This window comes from Thiocapsa rosea (genome assembly GCF_003634315.1).
In the GTDB taxonomy this organism is placed as follows: domain Bacteria; phylum Pseudomonadota; class Gammaproteobacteria; order Chromatiales; family Chromatiaceae; genus Thiocapsa; species Thiocapsa rosea.
Genome location: NZ_RBXL01000001.1, coordinates 5,707,319 through 5,723,267, shown reverse-complemented (window position 1 = coordinate 5,723,267; position 15,949 = coordinate 5,707,319). Strand labels below are relative to the sequence as shown.

The 15,949-nt window shown below is 65.3% G+C and carries 12 protein-coding genes; 4 read left to right on the top strand and 8 right to left on the bottom strand.

Going from position 1 to position 15,949, the window contains the following annotated elements; all coding sequences use genetic code 11:
- Positions 1 to 50: 50 nt before the first annotated feature.
- From casA to BDD21_RS25360, 4 genes are all read right to left on the bottom strand, one after another.
- Positions 51 to 710 carry a type I-E CRISPR-associated protein Cse1/CasA gene (gene casA / locus BDD21_RS25375; RefSeq protein ID WP_245969829.1) on the bottom strand — a complete coding sequence of 220 codons (660 nt, stop codon included), beginning with the start codon at positions 708 to 710 and terminating at the stop codon, positions 51 to 53.
- Positions 694 to 3,447 (bottom strand): CRISPR-associated helicase Cas3', encoded by a 2,754-nt coding sequence (gene cas3, locus BDD21_RS25370; RefSeq protein WP_120799532.1) that lies wholly within the window; start codon positions 3,445 to 3,447, stop codon positions 694 to 696. Before cas3 ends, casA begins: the two co-directional genes overlap by 17 nt.
- A 338-nt stretch (positions 3,448 to 3,785) precedes the next feature.
- Complete coding sequence (locus tag BDD21_RS25365; RefSeq protein WP_120799531.1) at positions 3,786 to 4,109, bottom strand: UPF0175 family protein; 324 nt, start codon at positions 4,107 to 4,109, stop codon at positions 3,786 to 3,788.
- Between the two features lie 119 nt (positions 4,110 to 4,228).
- Complete coding sequence (locus BDD21_RS25360; RefSeq protein WP_245969827.1) at positions 4,229 to 4,570, bottom strand: DUF4351 domain-containing protein; 342 nt, start codon at positions 4,568 to 4,570, stop codon at positions 4,229 to 4,231.
- 27 nt (positions 4,571 to 4,597) lie between these two features.
- On the opposite strand from BDD21_RS25360, the gene BDD21_RS25355 reads away from it, so the two are divergent.
- The gene (locus tag BDD21_RS25355) at positions 4,598 to 5,164 is read left to right on the top strand and encodes a GNAT family N-acetyltransferase (RefSeq protein ID WP_120799530.1); all 567 of its coding nucleotides are present in this window, start codon (positions 4,598 to 4,600) and stop codon (positions 5,162 to 5,164) included.
- Complete coding sequence (locus BDD21_RS25350) at positions 5,161 to 7,380, top strand: ClcB-like voltage-gated chloride channel protein (RefSeq protein WP_120799529.1); 2,220 nt, start codon at positions 5,161 to 5,163, stop codon at positions 7,378 to 7,380. The genes BDD21_RS25355 and BDD21_RS25350 overlap by 4 nt, the downstream gene beginning before the upstream one ends.
- A 1,122-nt stretch (positions 7,381 to 8,502) precedes the next feature.
- Here BDD21_RS25350 and BDD21_RS25345 read toward each other — a convergent pair.
- The 3 genes from BDD21_RS25345 to BDD21_RS25335 all read right to left on the bottom strand — a co-directional run bounded on the left by BDD21_RS25345 (position 8,503) and on the right by BDD21_RS25335 (position 12,880).
- Complete coding sequence (locus tag BDD21_RS25345) at positions 8,503 to 8,880, bottom strand: hypothetical protein (RefSeq protein WP_120799528.1); 378 nt, start codon at positions 8,878 to 8,880, stop codon at positions 8,503 to 8,505.
- Positions 8,881 to 9,041: 161 nt separating this feature from the next.
- The gene (locus BDD21_RS25340) at positions 9,042 to 12,431 is read right to left on the bottom strand and encodes a hypothetical protein (protein WP_120799527.1); all 3,390 of its coding nucleotides are present in this window, start codon (positions 12,429 to 12,431) and stop codon (positions 9,042 to 9,044) included.
- Positions 12,432 to 12,442: 11 nt separating this feature from the next.
- On the bottom strand, positions 12,443 to 12,880 hold the full coding sequence (locus BDD21_RS25335) for a DUF29 domain-containing protein (protein WP_120799526.1): 438 nt from the start codon (positions 12,878 to 12,880) through the stop codon (positions 12,443 to 12,445).
- Positions 12,881 to 13,139: 259 nt separating this feature from the next.
- On the opposite strand from BDD21_RS25335, the gene parA reads away from it, so the two are divergent.
- Together parA and BDD21_RS27625 are read left to right on the top strand one after the other, a co-directional pair.
- Positions 13,140 to 13,799 (top strand): ParA family partition ATPase, encoded by a 660-nt coding sequence (parA, locus tag BDD21_RS25330; RefSeq protein ID WP_120799525.1) that lies wholly within the window; start codon positions 13,140 to 13,142, stop codon positions 13,797 to 13,799.
- The gene (locus tag BDD21_RS27625) at positions 13,765 to 14,064 is read left to right on the top strand and encodes a hypothetical protein (RefSeq protein ID WP_147431225.1); all 300 of its coding nucleotides are present in this window, start codon (positions 13,765 to 13,767) and stop codon (positions 14,062 to 14,064) included. Before parA ends, BDD21_RS27625 begins: the two co-directional genes overlap by 35 nt.
- A 315-nt stretch (positions 14,065 to 14,379) precedes the next feature.
- Here BDD21_RS27625 and BDD21_RS25325 read toward each other — a convergent pair whose 3' ends face one another.
- Positions 14,380 to 15,825 carry a nickel-dependent hydrogenase large subunit gene (locus BDD21_RS25325; RefSeq protein WP_120799524.1) on the bottom strand — a complete coding sequence of 482 codons (1,446 nt, stop codon included), beginning with the start codon at positions 15,823 to 15,825 and terminating at the stop codon, positions 14,380 to 14,382.
- Between the last annotated feature and the right edge of the window lie 124 nt (positions 15,826 to 15,949).

Here is a 15,949-nt window from a genome sequence, read left to right as displayed (position 1 = left end):
GACGGGGTGCGTCCAGCGATATTTTCAACCAACGTGTTCGGTCAAAATGACTACAACGTCATGTTTTTAAATATTTTAGCGCTTTCCCTGAATTCCGGGAGAGCCGATACGCCGAAGATATAGCGTGATTTTTCAAGGACATTCAGCCAGCCGGTCTCCCAAAGGTGCTTGCCAAGAACCAACGTGGTCAGGGGTCCGCCACCGCGTAATCCAGTGCGGTAGCCCCGACCACCTTCGGGGGAATCGGTTTGCAAGGAAAACAGGGCTGTCGCTGCGCAATGCGGACAAAGTTGTTTCACCGTCTCCTGTTTGATGAAGAGATCCGTCTCGCTGTCTTCTGGGGGCGAACCGATCAACAGGGCGGAGATGGCGAATTGCTTATCCAGTTCAGCGGGGGTGAAATCCTGCATGAACGCCTTCTCGCCCTCCAACTCGAAGGCATGCGCCACGGTCTCGAAGCGGGTCTTGAGTTCCGCTGGCGTTGGCGGTGTCTTGCGCCAAGTACGCCAGGTGAACAGATCGGGCGTACAGGTGGTTTGCAGCAGGCCAATCAAAAACTGCGTCAGCGCCCCATCGAAGTCGGGGCGAGGGCTGGTAACCGCGAGGATGGGGTTCTCATCGATGGCCTCGGTCAACTGCCAGGGCGCGATGCGTTGCCGGGAACCGTCGGCGCGCCGCACGGGAATCCAGCATTCAGAGATCAGATTCATCGATGGCGTCTCCTGTTTCGATGCGTAAACCTGCCGTGGGTGAATAAATCACGCGGATCTCTTCGTCTTGCTGATTTAGCGCCCAGCCGCGCCATTCGGCCCCAGACGGTTCCAGCGGCACGATCAGGCAGTATCGACCTTCGTCCGGCATCGACTGGCGCGCGCGCTCGATCCGGGCTGCTTCGCGAGGGCTTTCGCCGGCGACCAGACGGCGCGCGACCGTGAGTTCCGACAGCGGCCAGGCGATACCCGGATCCGCTGGCGCCCAGGCGATCAACTCATCCTCGACGATTTTCCCGAGACGCAGGCGCACGGTCTTCTCGCCCAGACGGGTGGTGATGTCGGCATGTTCGTCCTCGTCGGGCCAGTGCAATCCGGTGGGGTCATAGCCCTGCTCGAAACTCAGCAGGTTGCCTCGCGCCGTGCCCCGATCCGCGTGACAGGCGCCCTCGGCCGCGGCTGTGATGGTTTGAAGCGGTGCAGGGGTCTGGTCATAACCCGTTTCGCCATAGACGCTCTCGATAAGGTCGCGTGCCTGCGCGGCGAGATCGAAACCGCCGTGTTCAACCAGCCAACGCGCCGTCAGCCAGAGTTTCCCGTGATCGGGATAGACCCTGGCAGCCTTGGAGAGAAATCCCTTGAACCAGTCGGCAGCGGCATCATGCGTCGGCTCCGGCATCAGCACGCCCAGCCGGGCGCCGCCACGTCCCTCCGTCGGTGCGCGATTCCCCATGGCATCGCGCGCATGACGTTGCAGGCGTCCCGCCCGCTGGACGACGAGATCGATAGGCGCTAGGTCCGTTACCATGTCGTCAAAATCGACATCCAGCGATTGCTCGACGACCTGCGTGGCAATGACCAATCGGCCTTCTCGGGTCGCGGATGTGCTGTCTGGTCCGAAGCGGCGCTTGATGGTCCCGGCGATCGCCAGCCGATCGCCAAGCGCAAACCGCGCATGAAACAGGATGGCCGGGGTGTCGGGATGGTTGCAGTTCCAGGTCTGCCAGGCGGCCATGGCATCCGCAACGGTGTTGCGTACCCAGACCGCGCAGCCGCCGCGCTGGATGGTTGTTTCCAGGCGCTGGAAGACGACTGTCTCATCCGCAAGCGAATCGATCGCTACCGGGCGCGAGACCGCCTCCCTCGCCTGGACTGGCTTTTCGTCGAGACCGGCGGAATGCAGATGGGTGGCTAGCGGGTAAGCGGATTCATCAGGTTTGGCTGTCGGATAAGCCGCTCCATCGGCGAAGGCGGCCAACAGCCTTGCCCGCTGGTCGATGGGCAGGGTGGCGGAAAGCAGGATCGCCGAACCGCCGAGCCCGGCATGAAAGCGCAGCAGGCGGGCGAGCAGTTCGCCCATGTAGCAGTCGCAGGCGTGAACCTCGTCCACCACCAGAATCTTGGTGGAAAGCCCCAGCAGGCGAAGCGATTGATGCCGCAACGGCAGCACCCCGAGCAGGGCTTGATCCACCGTCCCGACGCCGAAACCCGCGAGCAGTGCCTTCTTGCGGCTGTCCGCCAGCCAGGCGGTGCAGTGCTGAGAGGCCGAGGGTTCCTCGCGTTGTTGGTCGTAACCGGCATCGTGGTGCCGCAGGGCATCCAATTTGGTCTTGGTCGTGGCGGCCGAATGCGCGAGCACCAGGGAGGCATCACCAGTCGAGAAAAACCCTTGCCAGGTCTCTTGGTCATGACCAGTATGATGTTTTCGCAGTCGGTCGAACATAGCGTCCGCCGTGGCCATCGTCGGCAGGGCGAAATAGAGGCCGCGCCCCTTCCCATCGGACATGAGGCGCGCGGCCAGCGTGAGTCCGGCTTCGGTCTTGCCGCCGCCTGTCAGCTCTTCCAGGATGAAAAGTTGCGGCCCCGGCGCGATCGCGACGGAATTCGCCCAACTCTGGAGTGGTGTGAGCGCGGACGCGAGATGGGGAAACAAGCCGGCGAATGTGGCCTGTTTGGCTGGAGACGGCCCGAGCAAACCGCTTTCGTGGATCGCCTGTTCGGCAGTCGGGAGCGCGACGGTTTGCCAGTAGTCTTCCAGACTCCATTCCGGGTGCTGATAGTTGAACCAGCGGGTATTCGACCCGAGCCAGTCGCTGACGACGGCAAATCCGGCAACCAACCACGAGGCTTGCTGTTGTCGTTCGGCTCCGCCGGGCGCCGGTTCGGGCAGGCACCAACCGATAGGGAGCAACAATTGCCTTGCATCTTCAACGAATTGGCGAACATTGGCGAGCACGTCAGGGCGGAACTGGCGTTTGAGAATCGCTTGCGTCGGCAGATTTTTCGGTGGGCGGCCATGATGCCCCGCGACAGCCGCCAGCCAGGGTCGCAGTAGATCGCTTTCCAGATCATCGCTTGCATCGCGCCCAAGCCAGCCGGGCAGCGATTCCATGCCCAAGGCATAGCCCAGCGTGTCATGACGCACGTCGTAAGCAACTTGGACGGTTTGCCCTTGAAGCTCGCCTTGCAGATCAGGCCGTAGCGCCTGAAAGCCATCCCCGAATTTGCCGATGTCGTGGATGGCGAGGAGAAACGTGAGCCACTGCGACAGGACGCCGGGATCGAGGCCGGACAGGGCGGCCATTTTTTCCAGCCAGGCCGGCTGATGTCGCAGAAGCGCCTCTCCGCAGGCGGCCACGTCCAGGCAGTGGTAGAGCAGGGGATGCCACTTCGGGTCCCCGTCGAAATTCCGGTCCGCTTTCCCCCAATACCGAAAATAGGTGTCTGAGGATTCCATCGGCAGCACTCCCTACTGTTACGCCGGGTCAGATTACCCCTGCACAGGCTCATTTCGTGAGCCTGCCGCGTCAATTTTCCTTGTGTCCGGAACGGTAAGAGGTCTCGGGCAGGGGCGACGTACGACCCCATGTGGGTCGATGTTGTCGAAAGGCCCCGTGCGGTCGGTCTATGGTACCTGACGAAGCCGAGATGGCACATGCAGTTCCGGCTCGGATCTTATCGAAGGCGCCTGACTCAACCGGTGCATCGCGATGACGAGGGATCCGGCGTGCGTCGCCCGGTGGGTCGCCGATGCTGGGCAGGTCGATCAATGGATCGGTATCCGCGACGATCGCTTCAGCCGAATGTTTCAAGCTCTTCCTCCAATTCACCGCGACGTGGACGAGCGACGGGGATCTTCAGGCGGTTCAGGATCTCCATAAACTCGGCGGCATCCATCCCGGCGACCTTCGCCGCTTGCCCGAAGGAGATCGCTTCCTCGTCGAACAGTCGCGTCGCGAGGGTTGTCGCCAGTCCACCGAGGAGGAGGGACTCATCGAAAGGGATCGCAAGAAAGATCAGTTCTCCATCCTTGGTCACCACGGACAGTCGTCCGGACTTGGCTTCGCGGACGAGATCACCGGTATGCTTCCAGAGATCTCGGATCGAAAATGTCTGCATGGCTTATACGGACCCACTATCCGGAGACGATCCGGGTTGCACTCGGACGAACGCGTTCGCGTTGCGATTGCCGCGGCTTTACGACGATCGGGATCGGTGCCGGCACGGCGAGCCGCCGTTCAACAGGCACCATCGAGAACCTCGGCCAGCGTCCGGGCGGTCAGCACCCGCTCCGACCAGCGCAGCAGGGTATCGGCGTCGGCGCTCTCGATGCGTTGCTGCACGGCGTCGGGTAATTCACCGAAACGCAACCGTAGGAGGGACAGGAGCATGCGGGCTTCACCGCGCTGCACGCCTTGCTCGATTCCTTGCTCGATGCCCTTCTCGATACCTTGTTCGATGCCTTGTTCGATGAAGCGCTGGGCAAATCCGCTCATGTCGGCCGCCTCTTGGGGATAGCGTTGGGTGTATAGAGTGCGTTCATTCTCATCCAGAGCGGCGTAGATGTCGATAAAGTCCAAATATTTCACCCGTCCCGGGAGGCATCGATGCTCGAAGCGTTGCTGGAGCCGTTGCGTGGCGAGGGGGTTTGCCTGAGGCCGTTCGTCTCCGCCGACGCCGCGGCATTCGCCGGCGCGGCGCGCGAGTCCGCGAGTTCGGTCGGGCGCTGGATGTCCTGGTGCCACGAGGATTTCAGTGTCGGAGAGGCACGCGCCTGGTTCGCGATCTGCTCAGCGGAGCTTGACGCCTGCTCGGCGGTGGAGTTGGGGATCTTCGCGGCGGAGGGCTGCGAGGTGCTCGGGGGCATCGGTCTGAATCATTTTATCGCCGAGCACAAGCTCTGCAATCTGGGGTATTGGGTGCGCGCGTCGCGGCAGCGGGAAGGGATTGCGACACGCGCCGTGCGCACGATGGCGAGGTTCGGCTTTGCGGATTTGGGGCTGATGCGGATCGAGATCGTCGTTGCCGAGGGGAATGGCCCGAGTGCCGGCGTTGCGCGCAAGGCGGGTGCGCTGTACGAGGGCTTGGCGCGCAACCGGTTGGTTGTCGGCGGTGTCTCGGTTCCGGCCTGGATATTTTCAATGGTGCCGGATTCTGTCGGTCTCTCGCAATGACCGACAGGGTCCGCCGCGCGTCGGTCCTGGTTCTGACGCTCTGGTTGGCCGTCTCGGCATTGCCGGTGCGGTCGGCTCAGGATGTCGTTCCGATCCGTTCGGGCGATAGCCTCTGGGGGGTCGCGGATCGGATCGCGCCCGAGGCGGGGTTCAGTCGGGATCAGGTGATGCTCGCTCTGCTGGAGGCGAACCCGGACGCCTTCTCGCCCGCCTGCAACGTGAACGGGGTTTTGCGTGTCGGTGCGGTGCTGCGGGTGCCGTCCGCCGAACACATGGGTGCCCTGGATGCGGCGACGGCTCGTCGGCGCATCGAGCGTCAGGCGCGTGAGTGGGCGGAGCATCGTCGCAGCGGGCGGGCGTTGGTGTGTCCGGCGGCGGTCGAGCAGCCTGCGTCGGAGTCGCCTGCAACCGCGCCCGTGGATGGTCCGCGACATGGGGAGGTGGCGACGCAGGGGGATACGATCCCAACGCCGGATCGGTCGCCTTCGCGTTTGGCCTCACCGACGGAATCCGAGCGCTCTGCGGCCTTCCCGGACCGAGCACAGGCACCGGAACAACCGCGGGCGACAGACACGATAAGCCAGATCCCGCCGATCGAATCCGGCCAACGCCGCGACGAGATCTGTCCCTGCCCGTCGGATCCGGCCGGAGCCGAGTCGCCGGATGAGGCTGGATCGGCGCCATCGCCGCATGTCGATTCCAGCCGCGTCGTGAGCGGGGAGGCGCCGCCGCACTTGCCGGAGGGGCCGCGGGCGCCGTTCTGGCTACTGATTCCGCTGGTGCTGGGGTTGCTGGCGATATCGCTGATCCGACGGAGGCCGCACGCTGCCGCGCCGCCGTTCGCCCCATCCGGCGAGGCGGCCGTGACGGGAACCGACCCGCCCGGCGACGCAGCGGCTTCGCAGACCCGCCGTCTGCCCTTCCTGCTTGCCTTAAAGGACGGCGATCTCGTCATTCTGGTGCTGGCGGCGCTGGCCGGACTCCTGGGTGCGTTGGTCACGGTGGTGTTTCGCGAGGGGATCCATGGTCTGGAATGGCTGCTCGTCGGTCACAGCGGTAGCCTCGTCGTCATGGCGCTGGGCTTGCCGCCTTGGCAGCGTCTGCTGCTGCCGGCGGTCGGCGGTTTGGTGGCCGGCTTGATCCTGGAGCAGATCGGCGGGCGGTTGCGCGGGCGGACGACGACCGATTATATGGAGGCGGTCGCGGTCGGCGACGGGTGGATCAGTGTCCGCCAGAGCCTGGTGAAGTCGGCCTCCTCGCTCGTGACGGTGGCCTCCGGAGGCTCCATTGGGCGGGAGGGTGCGATGGTGCAGCTCTCCGCGATGGTCGCCTCGACCATCGGCCGGGTTGCCCGCTTTCCGCGCGACCGTCTGCGTTTGCTGGTGGCGGCCGGGGCGGCGGCGGGTCTGGCTGCGGCCTACAACGCACCGATCGCGGCGACCTTGTTCGTCGCGGAGATCGTGCTGGGATCCATCGCAATCCAGCACATCGGCCCGCTGATCGTCGCCGCGGTGATTGCGAGCGTCACCGTCCACGACATCATGGGGTACGCGCCCATCTACGAGATCCCGGCGTTCAGTCTGGTGAGCGATTGGGAGCTCGGCCTCTATGTGCTGCTGGGTCTCGTCGCGGGCCATATGGCGCCGATCTTTCTGGGTTTATTGGGGCATTCCCATCGGGCCTTCGCCCGGCTGCCGATGCCGCTGTCCGCTCGGATGGCGCTCGGCGGGCTCATCGTCGGGGCCATCTCGATGTACGAGCCCGCGGTCTGGGGCAACGGCTACAGCGTCGTCAACACAGTGCTCCACGAGCCCTGGGTCTGGCAGGCGCTGCTGACCGTGATGGTGCTGAAGATGATTGCCACCGCGGCGACGCATGGCTCGGGAGCGGTCGGCGGGGCCTTCACGCCGACACTTTTCGTCGGTGCGCTGCTCGGGGTGCTCTTCGGCACCGCGGTCCACGCGGTCCTGCCGGTCGGCACCGGACCGCCGAGCGCCTACGCGGTGGTCGGCATGGGGGCCATGCTCGCGGCCACGACGCATGCCCCTTTGATGTCGATCCTGATGGTCTTCGAGATGACGATGGACTACGAGATCGTTCTGCCGCTGATGCTCGCCGTGGTGACGGCTCATTACACGGTGCGGCGTTATGTGGATGTGGCACCGATGTATGCTGAGTCGCTGCTGCCGCGCGAGGCGGATGCGGGTGGTCGATAAGGTGTCCGGTGCTGAGGCGATTTCCGGGAATCAACATCCCGATTGAGCAGAGGATCGGCCGGTAGTGACGCCGACGGTCGTGGCGAAGCGGCGACAGCCCCCGGGATAGACGACTTGCAGTCGTCCTCTTCAGCCGGCCCGACGGCCCGCGAGGTTGCTGTCAGCGCGACGCACACGAGAACCGCGCTGAACGCGCTTTGGCATCGGTTTCCGTTTTGCTCATACGTTCGCGATCGTCCTCTCCTTTCAGGTGTTGCCCGACGCGGCGGTCGTGCGCGCGAGGCCCGTGGAAGAGGACGACTGCAAGTCGTCTATCCCGGGGGCACGCCGCTTCGCGACGTTGCTTCCTGCCGATCGGATGTGCAAGGAAGGATCGGTTGGTCCGGAATCCGATGACGACAACGACAACGACAACGACAACGAGGAGACCCTTCGACGACGTACCTTGGGCTCCGGCTCTGTCGGTAGATCGGCCTCGCTCGTAAACCCGCCCGCGTCGCTGATTGCAGCGGTAGGGACAAGCGCTGTAGGGTGGACAAGCGTAGCGCAGTCCACCAGCGTCGGCGCGGGGGTCGGTGGACTTCGCTCTCGCTCGTCCACCCTACCGGCCGAGCTAATGAGCAACGCCGGTAGATCTTCTCCCGGAAATCACCCTATATCCGTAGTCAGTGCTGACGATAGAAAGCTCAACGTCCGCCGGCGGTTTGCTCAAGACTGAGGGCGTTGCACATCCGATCGGCCGGAAGCAACGTTCGTCACGTCGAACGCGACCTTGCGGGCCGTCGATCCGGCTGAAGAGGACAACTGCAAGTCGTCTATCCCGGGGGTGTCGCCGCTTCGCGACGACCGTGCGCGTGACTTCCGACCCATCGTCTGCGCAGTCGGGGTATCGGATTACGCTGCGCTCATCCGACCTACGCACTGGCGGGCACCTCGGCGCGGAGCGCCAATCGATGCGTGACACCGCAGGAGCGGTGTCACGCATATTTTCGTATCACGCGTATTTTCTTAACAAATTGAATTAAATCACCTAAACCGCGTCGACTCCAAGGTTCGTTGATGGGCGCGAGGCCGCTCCGAGCCGCAAACCCGACCTGTAGAAGCCGGACGCGGTTTAGCAGGCTACCACCAAGGCCCCCAACCGCCCCAAGAGTCCCAATCCATCGAGGCCATCTCGTTCTCCTCGGCGATCTCCTGCTGGACCCCGAGTTTTTGATAGCGGTCATAGGCCGCCTGGGTCCCGACATAGAGGCACTGGCAGTCGGTCGCGTCGGCCCAGACGAAGCGCAGCGCGCCGTCCGGACCCGTGGTGCGGGTGAGTTTGCCTTGGGGCAGAGCGGTGATCTTCGCCATCTGAGCCGGCGTCTTGGCAAACTGCATCTGGAAGCCGGCGGCGGCCAGGGTCCGCTCCGTACTCTTGGCCTCCGATTGCTGGATCGCGGCGCAGCCGCCCAGGGTGAGCAGTGCGGAGAGCGCCAGAGCGCCGCCTGTCGCCATCATGCTGGTTCTTCCGAAACCGCTTCTGTATGCGTTCATTCTCGGACCTATGCTCCTTGTCGATGAAACGGTGGAGGTGAACAACGGTCACCTTCGGGCCGCCGATGGTGCTGTCGGAACTGGCTTTGGCAGCGAACCGACGCTAGCCCCGAGGTCACTCTTTGTCAATCTCCGGAGAGCCCCGGCGAGTTGATGAGGTGCAGTTTTGGCTTGCTGTCGGTGAGGCTGATCGAGACGCTGAACGGCTGAATCACCGCGGAGAGCTCGCCGTTGAGAAGGGAGTCCTGCATCTTCAGGTCGGCGAAGAGGACGAGCGGGCCGGCGCTGAGGCGCGCGTTCCAGAGATGGATGCTCTCATCGCGCAGCCGGATTCTGGCCGTGCCCGCGACGTCGGGGACGGTGAGCAGGCGTCCGAGCCAATCGCGCTCGCGCGCTTGGGCGACGAAGAGTCTGGCCAGCAAGCCGGTGTCGCGCATGCCCAGTGCCAGCCGGGATTCGAGTCCGAGCGGCTCGGTCCAGACCAAGCGGGCCTCGTCGAGCCGTAGCTCTGCCCACCAATCGGCGGTTTCGCTGCCGTCGGACTCGGTCAGTGTCATCCCGTCGAGCCGGATGCGCGAGCCGGAGGCATCGAAGGTCATGGACGCGATGTCGCCTTCGCGGAGCCGGGCCTCCAGCACGAGGTTGCCGCCGAGTTCTTGCGTGTCCATGCGGATGCGCGTGTCGTGGCTCGTCAGGTCGATCTCGCCGTCGGCTTTCTGACCGTCGAGATTGAAGAGCATGCTCAGATCCGCGCTGCCGGAGAGCAGTGCGAGGCCGGCGTCTTTCGGGAGGTAACGGTTGTAGACCGATAGATCTGCCAGCTTCGCTTCGGGCAGGCTGATTCGCGTGGTCATGTTGAGGGCCGGGTTGGCGCCGGTCGCCCGCTTCAGGCTGGGTGTACGGGTCTGCAGGCCGAGGTTCCGTCCCTCGATATAGCTCTCCGAGCCATCTTGGCGTCCGAGCGAGAAGCGCGGGAGAGTCAGCTCCAGCGCGGCGCCCGGATCGCGCGCGCGCCCGTCGGTCTCGAGGCTCAGCCGGCCGTCGCCCTGTGCGCGATAATCCAGGAAGTCGACGTGGAGCGGTGTGGCGTCGATCCGCACCCGGCTGCCGGGCGCGAGTGTCTCGTGGCCAAGGATAAGGTCGGCATCGATCCGCCCTTCGCCGCGGACCCGCACGCCGTGCTCGCGCGGCAGAAAGTTGTCCAGAAAGCCGAGTTGGGTGACGCGCCCGTCGAGCGCGATTCGGCCTTGCATGGCACGGTTGGGCTTGTTCGCTGCATCCAGCCAGTCGGTGAAGCGGGCTTCCTTGAGGTTCAGAATGGTGCGCAGTCGCTCGTTGCGGGCATCCCCGGCGGCGTGCAGCTCGACGCTCGTGCCGGAGAGGTCGAGCGCGCTGCCGTCCAGGCGCAGGTTCCGCAGCGCGAGGTCGAGACGCAATCCGCCCTCGACCGCGGTCTCGAAGAGCTCGCCGCCGATGCCCTCGCCCTTGAGCTGCAGCCTGCCGCTGGCCTGCTGTGCGTCGAGTCGGACCAGGCCCTCGCTCAGGGCGCTGCCGTTGCGAAATCGAAAGGGTGCCTGTTCCGGAAGGTAACGGTTGAGCACGCCGACATCCGGCAGTCGGGCACCGTCCCAGCGCAAGGTCACGCGCGCGGCGTCGGTCGAGAAGTCGTCCAAGGCTTGGCCGGACGGCGCGGGTGTTTCGATGTCCAGTGCGATGCCGGCCGAATCGAGTAGCGGCCGGGAATCGTCCCGGTGCCGGAGACTGGCCTCGGTGAAGCGGGCCTCCAGCGTCAGTGTCTCGCCCGCGTCGCCGTCTTGCCAGCGGGCATCGAGTGCGCCGGTGCCGCCGATCTCGAGGTCCAGGAGGCGCGCGCTGAGCGTACCGGCATCGACCGTCAGACGGCTGCCGCTAGCGGGCTTGCTGTCGACGATGTTCAACTCGGTGAGCAGGGTGCCGCGGCCGTCGAGTCGGATGCCGCGGCCACCCAGGGTGTGACCCAGGAAGGCGTCGAAGAAGCCGAGGTGGCTGATCTCGCCGGAGAGTAGGAGGTGTCCGTCGATGGGGAGCGGGTCGGGGCGTTGGTTCATGGCCCGCAACTCCGCGATGGGACGGGTGAGCCTGAACCTGGCATCGTCGAGGCTAAATCGGGTGATCAAGGGGGCGGACTGCTGAGGTTGCGCGTCGGCGACGGCCTCCAGGTGCAGCAGGGTGCCCGAAAGGTCAAGTGTCTGATCGGTCGGGTTCAGGCCGTTGATGCGCAGATCGAGGTTGAGCTTGCCCTCGACGTCGGTCTCCAGCAGGGTGAGTCGGACGTCGTCGCCATGCAGATCGAGCGCGCCGTGCAGCCGGTCGTCCTCCCAGGTGAGGACGGCATCGAGTCCGGCCAGGCCGCCGCGCACGGCCACCGGGCTGCCGGGCGGGAGATAGCGCGAGAAGACGGCAATGTCCGGGACGACGGCCGATGTCCACCTGAGCGTGGTCTGTTCGGGTCGGTCCGGGGGTTGGAGGAGGTTGGCCCCGGCGATGCGCGACTCCAGGCGAAACGCTCGGCTGTCGAGGAATCGCGTGTCCTCGCCTTGGTCGCGCATTTCCACGTCGGTGAGGTCGATGCCGAGGACCGTTTCGGTTCGGCCCTCTCCGTTGGAAACCACCTGAAGCTCGACGCGCCCGGCGCCGGAGAGTCGGTAGAGGCTGGTGTCGCCGATCGGCCGCGGTGCGCCATCGGCACCCGCGCCGGGATTCAGCGTCACGCCGAGCGAGGGCGAGTCGAGACGAAGTCGACTGCCGGGCTCGAGGTGGCCCCGGTCGATCGACAGCGCAGCCGTGAGGTCGCCGTATCCGGACAGGCTCAACCATGGGATCTCTTGCAGATCATCGTTGAAGAGGTCCCAGGCATCCGCGTTTGCCGAGAGGGTCAGATCGCCCGAAATGAACCGCAGGATCTGCGTGCCCGGGTTTTCGGCGAGGGTGAGAGGTGCAAGTTGCAGGTGCGCGGCAATCGCCAGATCGCGCGACAAAACAGCGTCTTCGCGCAGCACGCTGGCCTTGTCCAGGTCGAAACGCAGGCTGTCGACCTGGATGTGATCGCCGCGCAACGCGGCACCTTCGATTGCGAGGTCGCCGTCGCCCTCCAGCCGGTAATCCCCGAAGCGCAGCGAGCGAATGCCCTCCGCGTCGAGCCTCGGGATGCGCAGCTCTCGGTGCAGGAGCGCGGGCAGGTCCAGTTGTACGGACGCCTGATGCAGGGCGAGGGCGAGGGGCCAATCCGGGTCGTCGCGCTCGATGCGCAATGCCTGCAGCCGAAGCTGTCCGCTCGGGCGAAGGCGCGCAGAGTCCCAAGCGATGCTCAGGCCGCTGTGCTCGGAAAGACGCTCCTGAAACCAACGGCTGTTCAGCAGAGGATGGACCGACAGTGTAAGTGCTGCGCTCAGCCCGAGGAGGAACGCCGCGACGAGCAGCGCCCGGCGTCGTCTCGGTCGGGGCGAGCCGACGCGGTGGTCCTTTGATATCGACAAGCGATCAGGGCTCAGGGCTCAGGGAAGAAGGTCTCGTCGAGCATCTGCAAAAGCGTGAACGGGCAATCGGCAGGGAAGCGATCGGGCGGTAGGCCGGTTTCCCGAGCGGCCAGCGCGATGGCCTTCGGATAGGCCCTCTCGGCGGCGTCCGCGAGCATGCCCCGCAACGAGGGGCTGTCTTCGAGCTGCCCGGCGATCTGGAGGCGTTGCTCGGCGATCGATCCGACCCATCCTGAGCTTCGTGCCTCGGGTTGATGCTGCCATTTCAGCAGGTTGGCCATGAGGATGATGAGTCGGTTCGCGAGCTCGCGCTTATCTCGCTGACCCATGCTTTCGAGTTCGTCGATCAGGATGTCGCGATCGATCTCCTGGAAGCGACCCTCGCGCACGAGGTCGGTAGTGTGCTCCAGCCATTGATAGAAGTCCTTCTCGTAGAGTGGCGTCGACATGGGTGGGTCATCGGCAGAACGGGACAGGATCCAAGTGTAAACCAGTCTAAACCGCGCCCGGTGCGATATGCGTAATTTGTTCGAATGGCTTGGCCGCGCCAGCTTCGACGACTGTCGGAGCTGGCGCGGTTTAAGCGCTTGACGCCGCTCGATCACACCGCCTAGCCTTGCTCCAGCTCCACTGCCCGCCGATGGCCGAGGTCGAGACCGTGCCGCTTGTCCACTTTAAACCGCAATACCTCCGAGACGAGGCCGACCGATGAGTATCGTCGCCGTCGTCGGCAACAAGGGAGGTACCGGCAAGACGACCTTGTCCTTGAATCTCGCGGCGGGTTTGGCGCGGCGGGGATCGGTCGTCATCGTCGATGCCGATCCGCAGCAGTCCGCCTATCAATGGCGCCTGATCGGGGACGAGAACGCCGCGCTGCCCGCCGTGGTGGCCGCGGCCTTCGGGCTCGAGAAGACGGTCCAGGCCCTTCGCGATGTCCACGACCATGTCGTCATCGATTGTCCCCCGTCCATCAAGGCACCGCAGACCGAGCACGCTCTGCGCCTGGCCGACCATGCGCTGATCCCGCTCCAGCCCTCGCCGATGGACCTCTGGGCGACGAGCCATCTCGCCCGCATCATCGAGGGGATTCGCCCCGAGAATCGGCGTCTGCGCGTCTTGATCGTGATGAGCCAGATGGAACCGCGCACGACGCTCTCGCGCCTGATGCCCGACGCCGTCGCGGAGCTGGATCTTCCCGTCGCCCGGACCTCGTTGCAGCGCCGCTCCATCCATCGTCTCTGTGTGCTCGAGGGGCGCAGCGTCTTCCAAGCGGGTCGTCGCGGCGCCGCCGCGGCGGCCGAGATCAACGACCTGATCGCGGAGATCTTCGACCATGACAACGCCTCCCAAGAAAACGCCTCCCGGTAGCACGTCCAACAGCACGCGCACGGAACGCCGACTGGTTGCCTCCATCCGCAAGGCCAAAACCGGAGCGGATCAGCCGGGCGATGCCGAGCCGGCCGGCGAGCAAGCGTCGGCGGGTGCGACGGCATCGGCCCCGGCGGTGCGTGCGAAGCCGAGCGGTGCGGGCGCCGCCGCGCGGACCGTTGCGCGGAAACGTCCGGCTTCCGGGGCTGACGCCGGCTCGTCGGTGGAGGGTTATCAGATTCGGCGGAGGGTTTGGCCGGATTGAAGGGAGCGTCTTGCTCGGGCGTCGGCGCGGGGAGGATGGGTTTCGCTGCGCTCTACCCATCCTACGTCCTTGGTGGCTCTGACCCCGTAGATTACGACCGACGTGGCTGGCCGTCGGGACAGGGGAAGAAGACGACTGCAAGTCGTCGATCCCGGGGTGTCGCCGCTTTGCGGCGAGGGCCGGCGGTCGACGAGCAGCTTTCGACTAAAAAACATCCTGAACCGCGTCTCTCCGACGTGACCGGGTGGGTGCGAGGCTTCGCGCAACGCGGGCCGATATACGAACCGCCGAACGCGGTTCAGTGCCGGACGCGGTTCAGTGGACCGTGCAGACCATGCAGGGGTCGAAGGAGCGCACGATGTGCTGCACGGCAACCGGTGTGGTCTCTCCCGGTCGGACCTCGGCCCCGACAAGCGCCTGCTCCAACGCGCCCGGAATGCCCGCGGCATCGCGCGGCGAGAAGTTCCAGGTCGTCGGGGCGATAATCTGATAGTTGAGGATGCGGCCTCGACGGATCGCGAGCCAGTGGCCCAGGCTTCCGCGGGCCGCTTCGACGAGCCCCGTGCCGCTTGCCTCGTCCGGGATCGCGGCCTGCTCGCAGAAGGGCTCGCCCGGCGTGATTGCCTTGACCCAGTCCTCCATTGCGATCAAGACACGCGCCAGCTCGAGCAGCCGCGCGATCACCCGGTTGCGCACATTTCCGCCGGACTGGGCCACCAGATCGCGGATCAGCGGATGTCCGTCGATGAGCTGACGGGCCAGTGCGCCGACCTCGATCACCTCGCCTGCGAGTCGAGGGGCCTTGCACCAGCTATAGGCGTCTGCCTTCTCGGCATCCGGGATGGTGACGCCGTCGGCGGGATGCAGAGGGGCTCCTCCGGTCATCCAACTGTGGCTCAAATCTTCGGTGATCGACGAGAGGTCCAACGGTTGCGGGCCCTTGTCGGCCCAGAGACCCGATCGGAAAAGGCGGGTGGCCTCGCTCGGGTAAGCCCCGTAGCTCATGAAGCGGTCGGTCGCGCGCCCCAGGTGAGCCAAGCCCAGGTCATCCGCGATCTGCAGAAAGCGGCGCAGATCACCTCGGCCCGGGTCGCGTGCTGCCCAGCCGTCGAGTGCGCTGGCGCTGTCCAGCGCGACCAGGGTCTCCAAGGGATCGCCGAAGGTCTCGCGCTCGAGGAAACGCCTGAAGGCACCGAGGATGGCGAGCAGTCGGATGCGCTCCTGCGCCTGCACCGGCTTGGCGGTCCCACCCGGTTGCAAACTCAGGCTGTGTGGCCACTTGCCGGCGAGCAGGCCCATGAGGTGCATGAAGTGCGCGCGTGCCGGCAGGACCGCGCCCGCGGCCGTGCCGCTGAGTGCCCGAAAGCGTGTCTCGGTGTCTACATACCAGGATCGGTCGGCATAGACGGGACGAGCGAAGTCCGGCATGAAGAACAGATAGAAGTGGGTCAGATGATCGGCCAGGTTCTCGCAGGCGAGGACCAGGTTGGTGGCCAGCGCGCCGTTCGGGGGCATGGCCACCCCGGCCGCGTCAGCCAACGCATAGGCGGCCGCCATGGACTGAGAGACCGAGCAGATCCCGCAAATCCGCGGCGCGATCACCAGGGTATCGCGCGGGTCCTTGCCCTGGAGGATCTGCTCGAATCCGCGATAGAGGGGCGAGTTGACGCGGGCCTCGCGCACGCGCCCGTCGGCCACGTCGAGCTGAATCTCCAGGTCGCCCTCGACGCGGTTGAAGGGACCCAAGGTGAGTTTGGTCATTCGGGGGCGTGCCGCCGGGGTCCAGCCGCGGGCCGCCGGCCTCCAGCCTCCAGCTTCCGGCCTCCAGCCTCCAGCTTCCGGCCTCCAGCGTCCGGCCGCTGGCCGGTTGGCCTGAGATGGCTTT

Coding starts and splice junctions, on each gene's coding strand:
- casA (WP_245969829.1), bottom strand. CDS start 710: ATGAATCTGATCTCTGAATGCTGGATTCCCGTGCGGCGCGCCGACGGT.
- cas3 (WP_120799532.1), bottom strand. CDS start 3,447: ATGGAATCCTCAGACACCTATTTTCGGTATTGGGGGAAAGCGGACCGG.
- BDD21_RS25365 (WP_120799531.1), bottom strand. CDS start 4,109: ATGCAGACATTTTCGATCCGAGATCTCTGGAAGCATACCGGTGATCTC.
- BDD21_RS25355 (WP_120799530.1), top strand. CDS start 4,598: ATGCTCGAAGCGTTGCTGGAGCCGTTGCGTGGCGAGGGGGTTTGCCTG.
- BDD21_RS25350 (WP_120799529.1), top strand. CDS start 5,161: ATGACCGACAGGGTCCGCCGCGCGTCGGTCCTGGTTCTGACGCTCTGG.
- BDD21_RS25345 (WP_120799528.1), bottom strand. CDS start 8,880: ATGATGGCGACAGGCGGCGCTCTGGCGCTCTCCGCACTGCTCACCCTG.
- BDD21_RS25335 (WP_120799526.1), bottom strand. CDS start 12,880: ATGTCGACGCCACTCTACGAGAAGGACTTCTATCAATGGCTGGAGCAC.
- parA (WP_120799525.1), top strand. CDS start 13,140: ATGAGTATCGTCGCCGTCGTCGGCAACAAGGGAGGTACCGGCAAGACG.
- BDD21_RS27625 (WP_147431225.1), top strand. CDS start 13,765: ATGACAACGCCTCCCAAGAAAACGCCTCCCGGTAGCACGTCCAACAGC.
- BDD21_RS25325 (WP_120799524.1), bottom strand. CDS start 15,825: ATGACCAAACTCACCTTGGGTCCCTTCAACCGCGTCGAGGGCGACCTG.